Source organism: Hymenobacter sp. FMD4 (assembly GCF_058932745.1).
Genome location: NZ_JBZYWH010000006.1, coordinates 157,664 through 175,970, shown reverse-complemented (window position 1 = coordinate 175,970; position 18,307 = coordinate 157,664). Strand labels below are relative to the sequence as shown.

At 56.2% G+C, this 18,307-nt stretch carries 16 protein-coding genes; 9 read left to right on the top strand and 7 right to left on the bottom strand.

Features of this window, described 5'->3' with window-relative positions:
- Positions 1–54: 54 nt before the first annotated feature.
- Entirely contained in the window at positions 55–570 is a 516-nt protein-coding gene (gene folK / locus AC5FXY_RS08625) for a 2-amino-4-hydroxy-6-hydroxymethyldihydropteridine diphosphokinase (RefSeq protein WP_493556254.1), read from the top strand.
- Between the two features lie 7 nt (positions 571–577).
- On the opposite strand, the gene AC5FXY_RS08620 is transcribed toward folK, so the two are convergent.
- The 5 genes from AC5FXY_RS08620 to AC5FXY_RS08600 form a co-directional block, all read right to left on the bottom strand.
- Positions 578–1,027, bottom strand: coding sequence for a DUF421 domain-containing protein (locus AC5FXY_RS08620; RefSeq protein ID WP_493556253.1), 450 nt, complete (start codon positions 1,025–1,027; stop codon positions 578–580).
- A 15-nt stretch (positions 1,028–1,042) separates the two neighbouring features.
- Entirely contained in the window at positions 1,043–1,555 is a 513-nt protein-coding gene (locus AC5FXY_RS08615; RefSeq protein ID WP_493556252.1) for a hypothetical protein, read from the bottom strand.
- Positions 1,556–1,627: 72 nt separating this feature from the next.
- The gene (locus AC5FXY_RS08610; protein WP_493556251.1) at positions 1,628–2,794 is read right to left on the bottom strand and encodes a hypothetical protein; all 1,167 of its coding nucleotides are present in this window, start codon (positions 2,792–2,794) and stop codon (positions 1,628–1,630) included.
- 49 nt (positions 2,795–2,843) lie between these two features.
- Complete coding sequence (fabD, locus tag AC5FXY_RS08605) at positions 2,844–3,731, bottom strand: ACP S-malonyltransferase (RefSeq protein ID WP_493556250.1); 888 nt, start codon at positions 3,729–3,731, stop codon at positions 2,844–2,846.
- Positions 3,732–4,011: 280 nt separating this feature from the next.
- A complete protein-coding gene (locus tag AC5FXY_RS08600; protein WP_493556249.1) occupies positions 4,012–6,867 on the bottom strand; it encodes a T9SS type B sorting domain-containing protein in 2,856 nt (951 codons plus the stop codon).
- 246 nt (positions 6,868–7,113) lie between these two features.
- Between AC5FXY_RS08600 and AC5FXY_RS08595 the strand changes: the two genes are divergently transcribed.
- The 8 genes from AC5FXY_RS08595 to AC5FXY_RS08560 all read left to right on the top strand — a co-directional run bounded on the left by AC5FXY_RS08595 (position 7,114) and on the right by AC5FXY_RS08560 (position 15,063).
- Positions 7,114–7,788: a succinate dehydrogenase cytochrome b subunit gene (locus tag AC5FXY_RS08595; RefSeq protein ID WP_493556248.1), complete on the top strand. Its 675-nt coding sequence runs from the start codon at positions 7,114–7,116 to the stop codon at positions 7,786–7,788.
- A gap of 20 nt (positions 7,789–7,808) precedes the next feature.
- A complete protein-coding gene (locus AC5FXY_RS08590; protein ID WP_493556247.1) occupies positions 7,809–9,743 on the top strand; it encodes a fumarate reductase/succinate dehydrogenase flavoprotein subunit in 1,935 nt (644 codons plus the stop codon).
- A gap of 146 nt (positions 9,744–9,889) precedes the next feature.
- Positions 9,890–10,645, top strand: coding sequence for a succinate dehydrogenase/fumarate reductase iron-sulfur subunit (locus AC5FXY_RS08585; protein WP_493556246.1), 756 nt, complete (start codon positions 9,890–9,892; stop codon positions 10,643–10,645).
- A 145-nt stretch (positions 10,646–10,790) separates the two neighbouring features.
- Complete coding sequence (locus AC5FXY_RS08580) at positions 10,791–11,318, top strand: NADPH-dependent FMN reductase (protein WP_493556245.1); 528 nt, start codon at positions 10,791–10,793, stop codon at positions 11,316–11,318.
- An 85-nt stretch (positions 11,319–11,403) separates the two neighbouring features.
- A complete protein-coding gene (locus tag AC5FXY_RS08575) occupies positions 11,404–11,778 on the top strand; it encodes a hypothetical protein (RefSeq protein ID WP_493556244.1) in 375 nt (124 codons plus the stop codon).
- Positions 11,779–11,879: 101 nt separating this feature from the next.
- Positions 11,880–12,656 carry an MbnP family protein gene (locus tag AC5FXY_RS08570; protein WP_493556243.1) on the top strand — a complete coding sequence of 259 codons (777 nt, stop codon included), beginning with the start codon at positions 11,880–11,882 and terminating at the stop codon, positions 12,654–12,656.
- A gap of 20 nt (positions 12,657–12,676) precedes the next feature.
- Positions 12,677–13,732, top strand: coding sequence for a cytochrome-c peroxidase (locus AC5FXY_RS08565; RefSeq protein ID WP_493556242.1), 1,056 nt, complete (start codon positions 12,677–12,679; stop codon positions 13,730–13,732).
- A 341-nt stretch (positions 13,733–14,073) separates the two neighbouring features.
- Positions 14,074–15,063: a cytochrome-c peroxidase gene (locus AC5FXY_RS08560; RefSeq protein ID WP_493556241.1), complete on the top strand. Its 990-nt coding sequence runs from the start codon at positions 14,074–14,076 to the stop codon at positions 15,061–15,063.
- A gap of 78 nt (positions 15,064–15,141) precedes the next feature.
- Here the strand turns inward: AC5FXY_RS08560 and ftsZ are convergent, their stop codons facing one another.
- Positions 15,142–16,737, bottom strand: coding sequence for a cell division protein FtsZ (gene ftsZ, locus AC5FXY_RS08555; protein ID WP_493556240.1), 1,596 nt, complete (start codon positions 16,735–16,737; stop codon positions 15,142–15,144).
- A 136-nt stretch (positions 16,738–16,873) separates the two neighbouring features.
- Entirely contained in the window at positions 16,874–18,253 is a 1,380-nt protein-coding gene (gene ftsA / locus AC5FXY_RS08550) for a cell division protein FtsA (RefSeq protein WP_493556239.1), read from the bottom strand.
- Positions 18,254–18,307 lie beyond the last annotated feature (54 nt).

Sequence of the window (18,307 nt, the reverse complement as noted above, 5' to 3'; positions counted from 1 at the left end):
TTTTGTGGCGGATTGCTCCGCTCCTGCTTTCCCGTCAGCTTCATCGCCAGCCACATGCCGCACCACAAGTCTCCCGCTGCTCATACTGTTTACCTGTTGCTCGGCTCCAACCTCGGCGACCGGGTGGCGACGCTGCACCGCGCGCTAGTGGCGCTGGCCGAACAGGCCGGTAAAATCATTGCCGTATCGGCGGTGTACGAAACGGCAGCCTGGGGCAATCAGGGCCAACCGGCCTTCCTGAATCAGGCCGTGCAGCTCGGCACCGACCTCACACCGGAACAGTTGCTGGCCGCGTGTCAGCAAGTGGAGCATGAGCTAGGCCGGGAGCGACGGGAACCGTGGGGCCCGCGCACGCTCGACGTGGACATCCTGTTTTATGACGACTTGGTGCTTGAATCGGAACGCCTCACGATTCCTCACCCACGCTTGGCCGAGCGCATGTTTGCCCTGGTGCCCCTATCAGATATTGCTACTTCCTTCGTGCATCCGAAGCTGCAGCAAAGCGTGGCCGATTTGCTGGCCGACTGCCCCGACAAACTGCCGGTAGAAGCCTGGATGGGCGATATGTAGCCTAGCCTTATTCTTCCTTTTTGGGAATAATACTGATGCTGCCGCCGCTTTCCAACACGGCGTATTTGATCTGTTCCATACGTTCCAAGCCTTGCATTTCCCGCGCTGCGGCCATGATATCGGCTTCATCGATGCGGGCTTTGCGCAGGCGGTCATGCAGCGGGTGGCCATCTTCCACCACCACCAGAGGCAGGCCTTCCACCAGCGTGTCAATCTTTTTGGAGCGGTTCTTCCACAGCGACAGCGCCACATCGGCGCCCACAATGGTCATAATTACCAGGAAAGCGTTGGTAACCGAAAAGTCCTCGCCCAGCAGGGCTTGTTGCGTAGCCTCCCCGATGATCAGCAACAGCACAAAATCGAAGGTGGTAATCTTGGCCAGTGAGCGACGGCCGGTGATGCGAAATATTACCAGCAAAAAGATATAAATGGCTAGACCGCGCAGTACACTATCCATAAAGGAACAGACAAATCAAGGGTAGATAAACTGCTTGGCTTGCAAGGGCGCGCCTAGCCCATCGGCACCTATTTCGGCGGTTAGCTGCCCAGGGCCTTTAGCCTGCAGCTGCAGCGTCAGCTCGGCGGTGCGCTGTCCCGGGACCAGGGCCACCTCGAAGTAAGTACGTGACTCGCCCGCTTCGGCCCGAATGGGCTGCGGAGTGATACTTTCCAGCTTGGTTTTGCGCAGGTAATTATTGCTGATCCATACCCGCACGCTCTGGCTGCCGGGACGTGGCTGCAAGTGCAGGCGCAAAGTATACGACGAGCCTTCGCGCCAGTAACGCTGGTACTCTACCCACAAGGTGCCCTGCGAATTGCCGGCAGTAGCATTGGACAGTGGGCCGGCACCGAATAAGCCCGCCAGCGCTGCTAGCACCACCAACGCCAGCACCACCCAGCTGATGCGCTGCACCCGCCACGTGCGGTCCTGAACCTGCAGGTCTTGGTCGATATCTAAACTTCCTATGCGCTGGAGGCGGGACATAAGCACGCAGCAGTAAGGTGGCTGGCTCCTAAAGGGAGCTCAGCATGCATACGTAAGTCACGGACCGATGATTTAGCGCGGGACTGACAGCAGTCTTTCCAGTGGAATCTGTCGGCAAAAGTGGGCTACCCGACCGCCGCGTACCACGGAATACGCCAACCAGACAGCTAGCAGCACCAAAGCCAAGCTACGCGCGCCGACCCAATGCCTAAATGCGGCTGCCGCCAGCAGCAAAAACGGGGCATAAATCACTGCGGCGTACCGCTCCACGTCGTACACGTTGCCCCCGCTTCGGCTCATGACGGTGGTGCCAATGTGAAAGAGCAAGTAAGTAAGAACGGTCACGCTCAGCCAGCGCAGTGCCCGGCTATTGGTCCAGGCCAAGTAGGACAGCGCAGCCAGCATCAGCGGCAATATCAACTCAAAAAGCCAGTGCTTGGGCCACCCTTCCTGGTGCACCGGCACCAACCAACGCAGCAGCACGTAGCCAAAGTCGCCACAGGTTTCGCGCAGGCCCTGCCAGCCCCGGCTGTGGTACACTTCCGGCTGCAGCGCCACCTGTTGGGCATATATCAGCCACGCCACCACGCCACTTATGCTGCTTACGATGTGTAGCCACCACAACCGGCGTAGCCTCAATTCAGGATAAGCCAGCAGCATGCCCGCGGCGGAGCCAATCAGCAGAAACAGGCCCGACGTACGCTGAAGTGGCAGCAACATGCCCGCCACTGTGGCCCCCAGCAGCCATGCGCTTTGCTGACTGCACAGGTATGCGTACAGGCTAGCGGCGTACGCGGCAAACAAGAAGATAAACACCGGCTCCGACCACACGAATTTGGCCGTAACCAGCCACGGAGCTGCTGCCCCCAACGCAGCCGTAACCCCAGCCGGCAGGTAGCGCCCAGGCAGCAACTGCCCGGCTAGCCAGCTCCAGGCTGCTAGTGCCCCCAGTAAGCTCAGCCCGTGCAGCACTCCCACCCATACACTTGCCGACGACAAGCCAGCGGCCAGTAGCACAGGGTACAAAGGTCCCCAAGAGGTATAGGGCGTACCGTCAGGATTTTGCAGTTCGCCTATCTGCGCCAAACTCTTTGCCGCCGATAGGTAGAAAGCCGAATCAGAAGTAACCGCTGGGCCCGCGTCGAATGCATACAGATACAGCCCGATCAGCAGCAGGCTCGTACCTAGTAAGGTACGCCACCAGTATCCGCGCCGGGGAGAAAACTCAGCTTGTATCATTCAGCAAATGAAAGAGCCGGCCTAGCAGCCGGCTCTTGAGTATTCAGCCTTACTGAGCCGAGGCCGTAGCGGCTTGCGGCGCGATTTTTTTTACCAAGCCTTGTAACACCTTGCCCGGGCCGCACTCCACAAAGTCAGTAGCACCGTCCTGGGCCATGCGCTGCACCGATTGCGTCCAGCGTACGGGGGCCGTCAACTGCCGAATGAGGTTCTGGCGGATTTCATCGGGGTCGGTGTGCGGAGCGGCATCCACGTTCTGGTACACAGCACACCGGCCAGCGCTGAACGTAGTGCGGGCAATGGCCTCAGCCAATGCGGCCTCCGCCGACTGCATCAGCGGCGAGTGAAATGCACCGCCAACTGGCAGCGGCAACGCACGCTTAGCACCAGCCGCCTTTAGGGCTTCGCAGGCCTGATCAATACCAGCCCGTGAGCCGCTGATAACAAGTTGGCCGGGGCAGTTGTAATTGGCAGCTACCACTACGTTGCCGCCCTGCGTAATTTCCTGGCAGATGCGCTCCACCACTGCGTCGTCGAGGCCCAGGATGGCGGCCATGGTGCCGGGCTGCTCCTCGCAGGCGGCTTGCATGGCCTGAGCACGGCGGGCCACCAATGGCAGCGCATCTTCAAAGCGCAGCACGCCGGCTGCTACCAGCGCCGAAAACTCGCCGAGGGAGTGACCTGCGACCATATCGGGCTGCAAGCCGGGCGTGGCGGCAAACTGCGCGATGGAGTGTAGGAAGATGGCTGGCTGGGTTACATCGGTGCGACGCAGATCCTCATCGGAGCCCGTAAACATGATGTCGGTGAGCGAGAAACCCAGGATTTCATTAGCCAGCGTCATTAGGCGCTTGGCCTCCGAATGTTGCTCGTACAGCTCGCGGCCCATGCCGGTAAACTGGCTGCCTTGGCCAGGAAAAACAATTGCTTTGGTCACAGATCAGTGCGGATTGAGGGAATCAATGCGGATATAGGCACCGATTTGATCAGCGGGCCTCCATCCGGGCTTTGGGGGCGCAAGGTGCGCAATCGGGCTTTGCTGCGCAAAAAACTGTGCTTATATGCTCTACTCCTTTATCGAAACTTCCTGCTTTAGCTGCTTGACAGCTCACTAAGAGTTTTGTCGAGTAGGGCCAATGATTCTTCCAATTCCTGCAAACACACCGGGCAGCCCCGCTAGGAGCTGCCCGGTGTGTTTAGAGTTAGCCAAGGACCAATTATTCGCGCATTATCTCAACCCAGCCTTTGTAGCTGCGCTTGGTACGATTCAGGTCGCCAAACTCCACCTCGATCAGGTAGTAGTAAGTGCCCGACGAAGCGCGGGCTCCATTATCGCGGCCTTCCCCGCCGCGGGCACCGCCACCATCCCACAGGGTCAGGTCAGCGGACGCATTACCTTGATACACTTTCACTCCCCAGCGGTTGAATATCTGCACCTTCACCTGATTGACAGGCGAGGCAAAGATCGGACGGAACGTGTCGTTTTTCCCGTCACCATTAGGCGTAAAGATGTTCGGCAACACAAAGATCTGGCAGTTGTCCTGGCACTCGATGTTGCTCTGAGCACTGCTAAGCCCAGCCGAGTCCACTGCCACCACCGCATAGCAACCCGCTGCCGAAGTCAGATTACGGTGCACGAAGCTGGGTACCGGCGAACGGCCGATTTCATTGAAGTCACCTTCTTGGGTGGGCCGGAACAACACGCGGTAGTAGGCAATGTTACGGCCGCAATCGGCTGGCGTATTGCTCAGGGTCCAAGTCAGGTAGTTGTTGTACAAGCCCTGTCCGCCGCGCGGCAAGGTAGCAGCTACGCTGTCGCAGTTGGTGGGCCGTAGCCGGAGAACAGGCGTGCACGGAATCGAAGCCAGCGTAATGCACCGCACCTGACTCAGGTTCACGAGGTTGCTGGGCAGATTAGCCGCACCATACGTGCCGTTGGTCTCCACGTAGTAGCAGTACACCTGATTTTTCCGCAGCGGCTGAGCCGTGGTTCCACGGTCAGTATAGGTGCCGCCCGTCCGCGTCACGATAGTGTCGCCCACTAGCACGAAGTTGGTCGAGTTCAACTCACGACGGAAGATGCGGGTCCGTTGCGGGCTGTTGTCCCAAGGTACATTGTAGGTCCAGTTGAGCTTGATACTATTGGCAGTAGGGTTGGCCACGCCGTTGAGCCGCACGCTACTAGCTGGCCCAGCCGTTTCCGTCAGCACGGCCGAGTTGGGTTGGCTCGAAACGTTGCTAAAGAACTCCAGACGGTAGCTGTAGGCACGGTTCTCAGTATCCAGGCCCGCGTCCACGTGCACCGTATCATTTAGGTTGCTGATCGTGCGGATGGGCGTACCACCCGTGGGCGGCGTCTGGCCCTCGTAACGGAACAGGCGGTAACCTACCGGCGGGAAAAAGCCCGACGAGCTAACTGGCTTGGTCCACTTCACAGTGATTTGGCCATTGGTAGCGTCGGTGCGGTCTACCGTCACGTTGGTAAACAAGGCGGCGCGACCTTGCAGCGTCACGCAAAATTCTTGCGAAGCAATACTGGCCCCACCCGCCGGCCGCGGAAACACTGCGTAGATGCGGTAGCAATACGTCTTGCCCCGATCCAGCCCCCGGCCACCATTGTCGTCGTTGAAAGTCTGAAGGTTGGCCCCTACCGCTCCTACCTGCGTGTAACCAGCACTGGCCGGAATACCCGTTTCGCAGTCGCTGGGGTTCCAGGTTGAAGGATTTTCCTTACGGAAAATCAGAATCTGCGAAGCGTTTTGGCAGAAGTATCGGTCCCAGTTCAGCTGAATGGTGCCACCCGCCGCTGTGCCGCGCAGGTTAGTAGGCGGCGGGCCGACCACCGTTACACGCCACGGCCGCTCGTCGATCAAATTGGGATTGCCGCCGGTTGGTTGGTCGGTGGCCTTAAAGAGAATGATTTTTGGATCGGAAGCAACGTCGGTGCAGCTAGTCGTCCAGCTAAACACGCCGGCCGCGTAACCGGGCCGGTTAACGGTTCGCACAAAAGTGGCAGGTGGGAACACCCCACCGAAAGCTTCCAACAGGATGGGATTGTTATCCGGGTCGGTAGCCGTAATGGTACGGGTAATGTTGGTACCAGCCACTACGCAGGTATCGCGCGGCACAAATACGGTGGGACGGATATTGTTCGAGGCTTCCACTCGAATCTGCATATCCCGATGTACTTCCCCCGCCAAGATCCGGGCGCCATTCGCGGTACGCCGCCATTCTTCAACCACAAAGGCGATGTTGTATTTGCCAAGCTGCAGCGGTGCATTCCACACAAGTTGTCCGGTACGCACATCCATGGTAATAATAGCAGCTTGGCCATCCTGGCTTGCTGGCGGGCCGGCATAAGGTACTTGAACTGCGTTTACCCCTGTCAGTTGGTTAGGCAGCACGTAGTTGGGAACCGTAGTAGGTACTGGGCGCTTGGTGCCATTCCAGATAGCTTGCACGGAACGCACCTCCCGTTGCGGAGTGCTCAACTTGAAAGCGAGCGAGTCCCCGTCAGGGTCAAAAGCAGCTGGGTTGTGCAAGAATACCTGCGAGCGAGCTGCCCGGTCTACCGCTGGAGCATAAAGAATGGGGGAGCGGTTTATGCCGATCAGCGGATTGATGGTAATATCAGTAAAGATGTAAAAGTTAAGCTGATCTGAGCAGCACATGTTTAGAATGCCCGAGTCACGGTTTTCACCGATAAAGCTGACTTTATACCTCCCTGGAGCATTGTAAATATGCTCGAAGAAAAAGACGTCCCGGTAAATGTTGTTGCCGATGTTAGTCCGGCTTGAGCGCACCAAGCCGTTAATCGGCGTACTAGTACCGTCTCCAAAAAAGATGGTTTCCGTTTCGTCAGCCGTTGCTGGTGACCCTACATCCGTGTAGACGACCATCTTGAAAAAGATGCGAAACGGATTGGGGTTAGCCGTGGTGTCGCTTTTGGCTTGGATATCCCCGGCGCGAATGTGAGTAGCCTGTGCTTCAGCCCCTACTAACCACAAGCCCAAGAATAACAGCAAGCTAACAAGGCCACGCCCGACCCGGCAGCGGAGTAGTGGAAGCATCATATCAAGAGTCAGTTAGAGACGCTGAAGAAAACACCAGAAAGTCAGCAAAAACCTTTTAACAACCTAACAAAAACCGTACTGAAAGGGTTGATAAGGCAGCACAAACTCTGTAACGGCAAGTAGCACGGGCTGGTTCACCTTGTAATATGTCACTTGAAGCCAGATTACAATTGCATTGTTTCGTTACAGGTCGGAACGTACCTTTGACCGATACAACCGACCATTTTTCTCACCCTTCCGTTCCCTATGAGTTGGCTTAGCAACACGCTTTCCAGCAGCATCGGTCGCAAGATCATCATGGCCATCACGGGCCTGTTCTTGTGTTCGTTTCTGGTAATTCACCTGATTGGCAACCTCCAGTTGTTTAAGAACGACGGAGGGGTTGCTTTTAATATCTACTCCCATTTTATGGGTACCAATCCCGTCATCCGCACCATCGAATGGGTGCTTGTGGCGGGATTTGTGTTTCACATCTATGAGTCCATTATGCTCATCCGTCGCAATAAGGCGGCTCGGGGCAACCAGGGCTACGTGGTGAATCACAATGAGCAGAACAGCCCTTGGCAGTCACGCAATATGGGCCTACTAGGCACCATCATTCTGATTTTCTTGTTGGTACACTTGTACAACTTCTTTTGGCGCGCGCGCTTTGGTGATTTGGATCCGGACATCAACAACAACGATGACCTGTACACCTTGGTAGCCAGTTCCTTCAAGCAGTGGTGGTACGTACTGCTGTACGTGTTGGCCCAGGTTGCCTTGGCCTATCACCTTATCCACGGTTTCAAGAGCGCGTTCCAGACGTTGGGTCTCACCCACCGCAAGTACACGCCCTTCATTACGTACTTCGGCTACGCCTTCTCGATTATCGTTTGCGCTGGTTTTGCTGCGATGCCGTTGTACTTCTTCTTCTTTAAGTAACCCTAACCAGTTTGCACCTTATGAAGCTGGAAGCGAAAATTCCCGAAGGCTCTTTGGCCGAGAAGTGGGAGAAACACAAGTTCAACGTCAAGCTGGTAAACCCGGCCAACAAGCGTAAGTATGACGTAATCGTGGTGGGCACCGGCTTGGCTGGTGCTTCTGCTGCCGCTTCGTTGGCTGAGCTGGGTTACAACGTGAAGGCATTCACCTTCCACGATTCACCCCGCCGTGCGCACTCTATCGCTGCTCAAGGCGGTATCAACGCGGCTAAGAACTACCAGAACGACGGCGACTCCGTTTTCCGTCTGTTCTACGACACCGTTAAAGGTGGTGACTACCGCGCCCGCGAAGCCAACGTATACCGCCTCGCGCAGGTATCGGTGAACATCATCGACCAGTGCGTAGCTCAAGGCGTACCCTTTGCCCGTGAGTACGGCGGATTGCTAGCCAACCGTTCTTTCGGTGGCGCGCAGGTAAGCCGCACGTTCTACGCCCGCGGCCAAACCGGACAGCAGTTGTTGCTGGGTGCCTACTCGGCCCTCTCGCGCCAGATTGCTTACGGAAAGGTGAAGATGTACACCCGCACCGAAATGCTCGATCTGGTCATTGTGGATGGCCAGGCCCGCGGCATCGTGACGCGTAACCTTATCACCGGCGAAATTCAGACGCACGCGGCCCACGCTGTGCTGCTCTGCACCGGTGGTTATGGCAACGTATTCTACCTAAGCACCAACGCTAAGTACTCCAACGCTACCGCTGCTTGGCGCGCGCACAAAAAGGGAGCTTACTTCGCCAACCCCTGCTTCACGCAGATTCACCCGACCTGTATCCCCGTATCGGGCGACTACCAGTCGAAGCTGACGCTGATGTCAGAGTCGCTGCGTAACGACGGCCGCGTGTGGGTGCCCAAGACGGTGGAAATGGCCGAGCGCCTGCGCCGCGGCGAGATTCGCGTAGCCGATATTGCTGAAGATGACCGGGACTACTTCTTGGAACGCAAGTATCCCGCTTTCGGTAACCTCGTACCGCGCGACGTAGCTTCGCGTAATGCCAAGATGATGTGCGACGAAGGTCGCGGCGTGGGCTCAACGGGCCTGGCTGTGTACCTAGATTTCGCTGATGCCATCAATCGTGACGGCCTCGACAAGGTGAGCCAAAAGTACGGCAACCTGTTTGCCATGTACGAGAAAATCACCGGCGAAAACCCGTATGAGCTACCGATGCGCATTTACCCGGCGGTACACTATACCATGGGCGGTCTGTGGGTTGATTACAACCTGATGACCACCGTACCGGGCCTATATGCGCTAGGCGAGTGCAACTTCTCTGACCACGGTGCCAACCGCCTCGGGGCATCGGCCCTGATGCAAGGATTGGCCGATGGCTACTTCGTAATTCCCTATACCCTTGGGGACTACCTGGCCCAAACGCCGTCCAAGCCCGTCACGACGGAGCACCCGGCTTTCCAGGAGGCAGAAACGCAGGTGCGTGAGCGGATTGCGAAGTTCATGAACATCAATGGCACCCGCACCCCTACCGAGTTCCACAAAGCTCTCGGCAAGATCATGTGGGATTACTGTGGTATGTCGCGCAACGCTGAGGGCCTGCGCTTCGCCAAGCAGGCTATTCAGCAACTTCGTTCGGAGTTCTGGACTGATTTGCGCGTGGTTGGTGTTAATGAGGAGTTGAACCAGACCCTGGAAGCTGCCGGCCGCGTGGCTGACTTCCTGGAGCTGGGCGAGCTGATGGTAGACGACGCCCTGAACCGCAACGAAAGCTGCGGTGGTCACTTCCGCGAAGAATACCAAACGCCCGAAAACGAAGCCCTCCGTGACGACGAGAACTTTGCGTACGTAGCCGCTTGGGAATACCTCGGCGACAACACCGCCGAAGCACTCCACAGAGAGGACCTCTCGTTCGAGAACGTGAAGCTCACGCAGCGCAGCTACAAATAATCTTAAGACCTCAGACGCAAGACACGAGTAGTGAGAGCCGTGCAACGGCTTCCTTTACCGGAGCAACCTTACGACGCTCACTGCTCGTGCCTTCAGTCTAACTTCTCTACAAGAAAATGGCCGGAAGTAACCCGAACGCCAAACCCATGAACCTCACCCTGCGCGTGTGGCGGCAACGAAACCGTCAGAACGCAGGTAATCTGGTAGATTACCAAGTGAAAGATATTTCACCCGAAATGTCTTTCCTGGAAATGCTTGATGTGCTCAACGAGGACCTGCTCCACAAAGGAGAAGAGCCGGTAGCCTTCGACCACGACTGCCGCGAAGGTATCTGCGGCTCGTGCAACCTGTTTATCAACGGCCGTGCCCACGGCCCGGAGCCGGGCACGACCACCTGCCAGCTGCACATGCGCAAGTTCAACGACGGTGATACCATCGTTATCGAACCCTGGCGCTCCGCTGCTTTCCCTGTCAACAAAGACCTGAGCGTAGACCGCTCGGCTTTCGACCGCATCATTCAGGCCGGAGGTTACGTGTCGATCAACACCGGCGGTGTTCCCGACGCTAACGAAATTCCGATTCCCAAGAACATTGCGGACCGGGCCTTTGACGCCGCAACCTGTATTGCTTGTGGCGCTTGCGTTGCGGCTTGCAAAAACTCTTCTGCAATGCTGTTCGTTTCGGCGAAGGTGTCGCAGTTGGCACTATTGCCGCAGGGCCAGGTGGAGCGCAAAACCCGCGTAGAAAACATGGTCGCTCAGATGGACAAAGAAGGCTTTGGTGCCTGTTCCAACATCGGTTCGTGCGCAGCCGAATGCCCGGTAGGTATCTCGCTGGAAAACATTGCCATCTTGAACCGCGAATTCCTCACGGCCAAGGCTACTTCCAATAACCTTGTGTAGGGCTTCGTAGTTAAGATCTGCGAAAGCGGAAAAGCGAAACGGCCCTCCGTTTCGCTTTTCTTTTGTACCTACCCGTCGCCGAAACAACGGACCTCGCATTCTGGCTGGCCCTTAAAATTGTTACGGCGTCTGCTTCAGCCTCCTAATGATAACCATCGTAGCCGGTACCAACCGGCCTCATTCGCGCGCACTCCGCATCAGCAAATTATACGCGGCGCTGCTTCAAGAGCTGGGTGCTACTGCTGATATTCTGGATTTGGCCGAGTTGCCAGCTGATTTTATAGTGTCAGCTCTTTATGAAAAAGCTGGTCAGAATTCCGAATTCAACAGCTTGGCCGCCAAAGCCAGTGCCGCCGAAAAGCTGGTATTTGTAGTGCCTGAATACAACTGCTCCTTTCCAGGCGTGCTGAAAGCATTTATCGATGGCCTTCCCTATCCCGGTGGAATCAGGAATAAGAAGGCTGCTTTGGTAGGCTTATCGTCGGGCAGCCAAGGCGGCCTGTTAGCTCTGAGCCACCTCAGCGACGTGCTGATGTATCTGGGTACTGCAGTGCTTCCAACGCGCGTGCGCCTGCCTGGCATCGAACAATACCTGACTACCGACGATAAGCTGACCCACCACCTGTTTGAACAACTGTTGCGGGAACAGGCAGCCCAACTGCTACGGTTCTAGAAGCAGAGGTCAACTAATGGCCTGATTAGACTGCTCTTTTCGGGAAAGACTGTATGCCTATATTTAGGCATTCACCGCGGCTTCAATGCAAAAGGGCCTAGCCATTTTACTCACGTTGCTTATCCTGCTGCAATCGTTCAGCCGGGAAGTAATCGTGTTGGACTATGCCCTACACAAGGCCCGTATCACGGAGCTTTTCTGCCTCAATAAAGACAAGCCCCAACTGCGCTGCCATGGCCAATGCCACCTGAAAAAGCAGCTGGCGAAAAGCGCTGAAGACAACAGGTCGCCCAACGCGGACGCAGGCAAAATCAAGTACGACGCCTTGTTGCCGCTGCCCCAACTTGCACTGGCCTGTCAGCTTACTTTTCATTCAGCATCTACGCCTCTATTAGAGATAAATGTGCTATATGCATTTGAATGGGGCAATGGTATTTTCCATCCACCATTGCTAGGTTAATGCTGTTGTAACAGTGTGCTTATTCAGCAGATTTTTTAGCTTCTATGCACGCAATGGGCTTTCTATTGCCTGACATCATCAATCTTCAGCCGCCTCCTTCAATGTCACAGCGTACTCGCTCCACTAGCTTTTTTGCGCTGCTGTTTAGCGCTGCCTCTTTTTTCCTCTTTTCCTGCGAGAAAAAGAAAAACCCAGTTCCCAGCCAAGGTCAACTCAGCTTTGCGTTTGAAAATGTGGTGGGCAACCAAGCCTTGACCTTCGGCCAAACTTATACCAGCGCTGCCGGCGACCAGTTTACCGTTAGCAAATTCAATTACATCATTTCCAATATCAAGCTCACCCAAGCCGACGGCACGGAATGGGCCGAACCGGAAAGTTACTATTTGGTAAAGCACGCCGAACCAGCGTCGCAGAAGTTCACCTTGAAGGATATACCCACCGGTGACTACACGAAAGTAACTTTTACCATTGGGGTAGACAGCGCACGTAATACCTCGGGCGCTCAAACCGGTGCCCTGGACGTGGGCAACGATATGTATTGGAGCTGGAGCTCGGGGTATATTTTTGTAAAAATGGAAGGGACCTCCCCGCAATCCGGCACTGGTCGCTTGTCATACCATATCGGAGGGTTCCGCCGCCCCAACAGCACCATCCGCACCATCACGCCGGCCCTGCCAGTGGGTACTGCAGCATTGCAGGTGCGGACTGAACGCACGCCTGAACTGTACCTCAAAACTGATGTACTTAAGATGTTCACTGGGGCAAATGAAATCCGCTTTGCTCAGTTGGCTTCCACGGGCCATAGCTCCGATCCCAATTCGGTGCGCATTGCGGACAACTACGCGGCCGGTATGTTCCGCATCGACCATATTCACTAACGGGCTTTCGCCGGCCGGCCATGAAACGAACCCGAACAGCCTCACTTGCGGCATTGCTGGCGGGGCTGCTCACGGTAGCTTGCCACCCCGATGCCGACATACACCCATTAGAAGAGGTGCCTGGCAGCACCATGCCCAATAATTTTCCGGCACCGGTGTATGCTCTGGACCAAAACATGCCCAACCGGGCGGCTTTCGAACTGGGGCGCAAGCTGTTCTACGACCCGCGGCTTTCCCGCGACAACACCATCTCGTGCGGCTCTTGCCATCAGCAGTCCGTAGCTTTTGCACACACCGGTCATGTAGTTAGCCCCGGAGTCGATAACCGATTGGGCACTCGAAATGCGCCCCCGCTGCAGAACTTGCGCTGGCGCCGTGGCTTAATGTGGGATGGCGGCGTTGCCAACTTGGAAGTACTGACGCTAGCTCCACTCTCCAATCCAGTGGAAATGGATGAGACGTTGGAAAACGTTTTGCGCAAGCTCAATACCGATGGTGATTACCGGCGCCGCTTTGAGCAGGTGTACGGAGCAGGGCCTATCACGTCGCAGCAGTTTCTAAAGGCTATGGCCCAGTTCATGGCGGGCTTTACCTCTGCCCATTCGCGCTATGACCGCTACGTGCGCGGCGAAGCTGGCGGGCACATGACGGATGCAGAGTTGCGTGGCCGCTCGATATTTCAGAGCAAATGTGGCAGTTGCCACGCCACCGACCTGTTTACAGACGAATCGTTCCGCAACAACGGCCTCGACCGTAGCTTCCCGCTGGATTCGGGCCGGGCGCACATTACCGGGCGGCGCGGGGAGGTAGGGTTGTTCAAGGTACCCAGTCTGCGCAATGTCGCCCTCACAGCCCCCTACATGCATGACGGCCGTTTTCAAACCGTGAGCGAAGTACTGGAGCATTATGACCAGGGTGTGGTAGAATCCCCAACCCTGGATCCGCAGTTGCGGCTTCAAGGCGGTCGGCTGGGCATACCGCTAAGCGCACAGGAGAAAAACGATTTACGGGCTTTTCTACTCACGCTCACCGACGAGCAGTTCATCAACAACCCGCAATTGTCAGAGCCACGCTAGCCCCATTTGCACCAACTTATACCTCCTTGTGTGCACTCGGAACTCTAACGAACTTGCCCACACCGGGTGCTTGCCGTTATCAGTTGGCTGCATCTGCCACTCATAGGGACTACAGCACATGCTGAGTTCTTGTAACAACTAGAGCGAACCGCCAATAAGCTCCAGTGGTTATTCAGCTGAAAACGCGTATTTTCAGCTTCCACACATTCAGCTGGTTGTCCTTGAACTCGACTGCTACATCTCGTTTTTGGAAACTGGTTGTCCCGGCCGGTTTAGTATTTCTGGCCATTGCCTGTGAGCCCGACAAGGACGTAGAGGGCCCTGCCCCCGCTCCTACCCCTTTGGAGCTTATACGCCCACGCGGCTTTCCAGCCTTTCCGCCCACGCCCGACAATCCGCTCACCATGGAAGGCGTAGCTTTGGGCCGAAAACTGTTCTATGAAAAGCAGCTCTCTGGCGACAACACCATATCCTGCGGTTCGTGCCACCAGCAAAGCAAAGCATTTACCGATGGACGCGCTTTTTCGGTAGGCATTCGGGGGCAGCGCAACCCACGCAGCAGCATGACTCTGGCCAACATGGCTTGGGAAAGAAACCTGATGTGGGACGGTGCCGCCAGCACTTTGGAGGAGCAAGCCCGCATGCCCCTCGAAAATCCGGTGGAGATGCATCAGTCTTTATCAGAGGCGGTGCGCAAGCTGCAGCAGAACAGTGCCTACCCGCCCCTGTTCCGTAGGGCTTTTGGCTCAGCGAAAATCACGGAGGAGAACTTATTGAAGGCACTAAGTCAGTTTCAACGCACACTGATTTCGGCTGATTCGAAGTACGACCAGTTTGCCGCCACCAATAATCCAAGCGTGTTTACCAGCGACGAGTTGCAGGGCTTCGTGCTGTTTCGCACCCACGCTGTGGGCAACACGCGTGGGGCCGAATGCTTTCACTGCCACACTCTAGGCACTTTCTCTGGGCCCTACAATACCTTCTTCAACAACGGCCTAGATGATACCTTCACTGACCGCGGACGGGGTGCAATTACCAACCAACCCTTCGACATGGGTATGTTCAAAGCGCCTACCCTGCGCAACATTGCCCTCACGGCTCCCTACATGCACGACGGCCGTTTCCAGACCTTGGAGCAGGTTCTCGACCATTACAGCGACCATGTTAAGCTGAACAGCCCTAATCTAGACCCCAACTTGGCCAACAGTCCCCATACGCCTTCAGGACGAATGATTCTCAGTTCAGCTGAAAAGCGACAGATTATTGCCTTTCTCAATACTCTGACGGACAATACATTTATTACAAACCCTGATTTCGCTGACCCAAACTAATTACTGTTTTTGCTGACAGGCCAAACAAAAAGGCCGCTGGTAAACCAGCGGCCTTTTTGTTTGACTTACTAAATCGAACTAGTCGACGTTGTCATGCAAGAAACGGTTGTCGCCCAGCAATTCATTGTCGTCTGACAGATTGAAGCGGGAAATATTGCGCTCGGATGAGGGCTGCACCGGCTCCAACTTCACTTGGCGGCGTAGGTAAGCAGGAACCTCCAACTGCTCCTTCACCGCGTCGTTCGACAGGCCGTTGCTGAGTTCCATCAGACGACGGCGGCGCTCCTCGGCGCGCGCATCCAACGACGGGCGAGCGGGCACGGCTTGTACCTGCGGCGCCATGGGCACTGCTGGTGCCGCTGATGTCTGCTGTACTACGGAAGGCTCAGGAGCAGGCGACACCGGGAACACCACCGGAGGTACAAATGGCGACGGCGACTGATCCAGGTCAAAGCGAGCTTGAGGCTGTTCCGGAGTGGGTGCCGCTGTCACCGGGGGAAAATCTGTGCTGGCTACCGGGCTAACTACCACAGGGGGCGCAGGCGCAGCGACTACCGGGTTAACGGCCGCCGGCCGCATGCCCACAGGCTCGTGGCGGTCTTTATCGAACAGGTTGATTTGCGGGTCGGGAACTACGGCTGCTACGGGCTCCGACTTGGGCTCCAGCTCACGGCTGGCCATACCACCCATGATGGAAATGTCGTGCGCGTCGCGGGCGAAACCGGTAGCAATTACCGTCACCCGGATGCTCTGCCCCAGCGTACCGTCGATGCCGTGACCGAAAATCACCTCCGCATCCTGACCGGCTTTGGCCTGAATGTACTCCGTGATTTCTGTCAGCTCATCCATCTCCAGTTCGGCCTGGTCGCCCGACATGATGGAAAGCAGAATCTTCTGCGCGCCATGAATATCAGTGTTGTTCAGCAACGGCGAAGCTAACGCCTCCTCGGCGGCGCGGCGGGCGCGGTTTTCGCCTTCGGTAATGCTGCTGCCCATTACGGCGGCACCCGAGTCCTTCATGACGGTTTTCACGTCTTCAAAGTCCACGTTCACATCGGCCGTCACCGTGATGATTTCGGCAATGGATTTGGCGGCCGTGCTCAGCACATTATCAGCCTTGGCAAAAGCAGAACGGATGGGCAGGTTGCCGTACATCTCGCGCAGCTTATCGTTGAGAATCACCAGCACCGTGTCGCAGTTCTCACTAAGGTCACGAATGCCTTGCTCAGCCTGCTGGCGCTTGCGGCGGCCCTCAAACATGAAAGGCGCCGTCACGATGCCCACAGTCAAAATGCCCAGCTCTTTGGCCACTTTAGCAATTACCGGGGCCGCACCGGTGCCTGTACCACCGCCCATACCGGCCGTGATAAACACCATTTTGGTCCCGTTGCTGAGCAGTTCCCGAATCTGTTCGCGGCTCTCGATGGCGGCCTGCTTGCCCCGCTCAGGGTTGGCACCAGCGCCGAGACCCTCGGTTAGGTCCACCCCGATCTGAAGCCGGTTGGGCACGGTGCTGCTCTGCAACGCCTGCTTATCGGTGTTGCAGATAATGAACTCTACGTCCTTGATGCCTTGCGAGAACATGTGGTTGACGGCGTTGGAGCCGCCGCCACCCACGCCAATCACCTTGATGATGGACTTACCCTGGGGCGTGATATCAAATTTAAAATCCATGGCAGTGTTGGGTCAATGATCAATCAACAATGATCAATGAGCAATTGAGCGGAGAACGAATTTACGCACGAAGTCAGCTTCTTTCGCAAGCTGGCAGTGCACATTGCTCATTGTCAATTGGTCATTGTTCATTGACTTAGTACTGTTTATCGTCAAAGTCGTCAATGAGCAGCCCTTTCGTGCGGCTCAGGATGTCGCGGAAGAAGCCGGCGGCCTTGCTAGGCTGCTTGGGATGCTCAGGCTTAGCCTGCTGGGGCTGCGCCTGCGGTTGTTGAGCCGTTGGCTGGGCATTCTGACGAGTCGGCGCTTCGTGGGGGCGCGTCATGGTGTACTCGTCGTATTGCTGACGCGAGCCACGCTCATCGAGCGAGCGGTATCCTGATAACACCAGGCCTACTGTGGTAGCGTACATCGGCGACTTTACGGCCTCGATGCGCGACTTGCCTAAATGCTCATTGGGATAGCCGATGCGGGTGTCCATCCCGGTGATGTACTCCGTCAGCTGTACCAGATTCTGCAACTGCGAGCCGCCACCCGTCAGCACAATACCAGCTGCCAGGCTCTTCTCGAAGCCGGTGCGCTGAATCTCGGCGTACACCAGTTCGAGAATCTCCTCCATGCGGGCCTCGATGATGTAAGCTAGATTCTTCAGGCTGATTTCCTTGGGTGCCCGGTCACGCAAGCCAGGAATGCTCACGATTTCGTATTCCGATGCCTCCTCAGCAATGGCCTTGCCGAATTTCACCTTCAGTTGCTCTGCCTGGTTCTGCATTACCAGGCAGCCCTGCTTGATATCGGAGGTAATGATGTTACCGCCGAACGGCAGCACCGCTGCGTGACGAATGATGCCGTCCTTGAAAATAGCCAGGTCAGTGGTTCCACCGCCAATATCAATCAGCGCGACGCCGGCCTCTTTCTCCTCATCCGACAGCACCGACATGGAGGATGCCAGCGGCTCCAAAATCAGGTTGTCGATTTCGAGACCCGCCTTGGTCACGCACTTGTTGATGTTGTTGATGGCCGTGCTTTGGGCCGTGATGATGTGAAAGTTGCCCTCCAAACGTACCCCCGACATACCCACCGGATCCATGATATTTTCCTCGTAATCCACCTTGTAGTCTTGGGGCATTACGTGAATAATTTCCGAGCCGGGCGGTGTCACCAAACGATACATATCGTTGGTAAGGCGCATCACATCTTCCTGCGTGATTTCGTTGTCAGCCGATGCGCGCGTAATTGAGCCGTTGTGCTGCAACGACTTAATATGCTGACCGGCAATGCCTACATTAACAATGCCGATATTAATTCCTGATTGTTCCTCTGCCTGCCGGATAGCACGCTTAATAGCGTCTACCGTTTTGTCGATATTCGACACGATACCGCGCACGACGCCCTCCGACACGGCCTTCCCCATGCCCAGAATTTCGAGTTTACCAAACTCATTTTTGCGGCCCACCAAGGCGCAGATTTTGGTGGTGCCAATGTCGAGACCGACTACAATTTTATCGTGCTGCATGGAGGTTAAGCTGGCGGGTGAAAGCGGTGTTCAGGGTCTGGAGAGGTCGAAATG

Excerpts from the sequence above, each read along its gene's own strand:
- AC5FXY_RS08575 (WP_493556244.1), top strand. The coding sequence starts at position 11,404 with ATGCAAAAGGGCCTAGCCATTTTACTCACGTTGCTTATCCTGCTGCAA.
- AC5FXY_RS08595 (WP_493556248.1), top strand. The coding sequence starts at position 7,114 with ATGAGTTGGCTTAGCAACACGCTTTCCAGCAGCATCGGTCGCAAGATC.
- AC5FXY_RS08620 (WP_493556253.1), bottom strand. The coding sequence starts at position 1,027 with ATGGATAGTGTACTGCGCGGTCTAGCCATTTATATCTTTTTGCTGGTA.
- AC5FXY_RS08615 (WP_493556252.1), bottom strand. The coding sequence starts at position 1,555 with ATGTCCCGCCTCCAGCGCATAGGAAGTTTAGATATCGACCAAGACCTG.
- AC5FXY_RS08580 (WP_493556245.1), top strand. The coding sequence starts at position 10,791 with ATGATAACCATCGTAGCCGGTACCAACCGGCCTCATTCGCGCGCACTC.
- folK (WP_493556254.1), top strand. The coding sequence starts at position 55 with ATGCCGCACCACAAGTCTCCCGCTGCTCATACTGTTTACCTGTTGCTC.
- AC5FXY_RS08590 (WP_493556247.1), top strand. The coding sequence starts at position 7,809 with ATGAAGCTGGAAGCGAAAATTCCCGAAGGCTCTTTGGCCGAGAAGTGG.
- ftsA (WP_493556239.1), bottom strand. The coding sequence starts at position 18,253 with ATGCAGCACGATAAAATTGTAGTCGGTCTCGACATTGGCACCACCAAA.
- AC5FXY_RS08610 (WP_493556251.1), bottom strand. The coding sequence starts at position 2,794 with ATGATACAAGCTGAGTTTTCTCCCCGGCGCGGATACTGGTGGCGTACC.
- AC5FXY_RS08565 (WP_493556242.1), top strand. The coding sequence starts at position 12,677 with ATGAAACGAACCCGAACAGCCTCACTTGCGGCATTGCTGGCGGGGCTG.
- ftsZ (WP_493556240.1), bottom strand. The coding sequence starts at position 16,737 with ATGGATTTTAAATTTGATATCACGCCCCAGGGTAAGTCCATCATCAAG.
- AC5FXY_RS08570 (WP_493556243.1), top strand. The coding sequence starts at position 11,880 with ATGTCACAGCGTACTCGCTCCACTAGCTTTTTTGCGCTGCTGTTTAGC.
- AC5FXY_RS08585 (WP_493556246.1), top strand. The coding sequence starts at position 9,890 with ATGAACCTCACCCTGCGCGTGTGGCGGCAACGAAACCGTCAGAACGCA.
- AC5FXY_RS08600 (WP_493556249.1), bottom strand. The coding sequence starts at position 6,867 with ATGATGCTTCCACTACTCCGCTGCCGGGTCGGGCGTGGCCTTGTTAGC.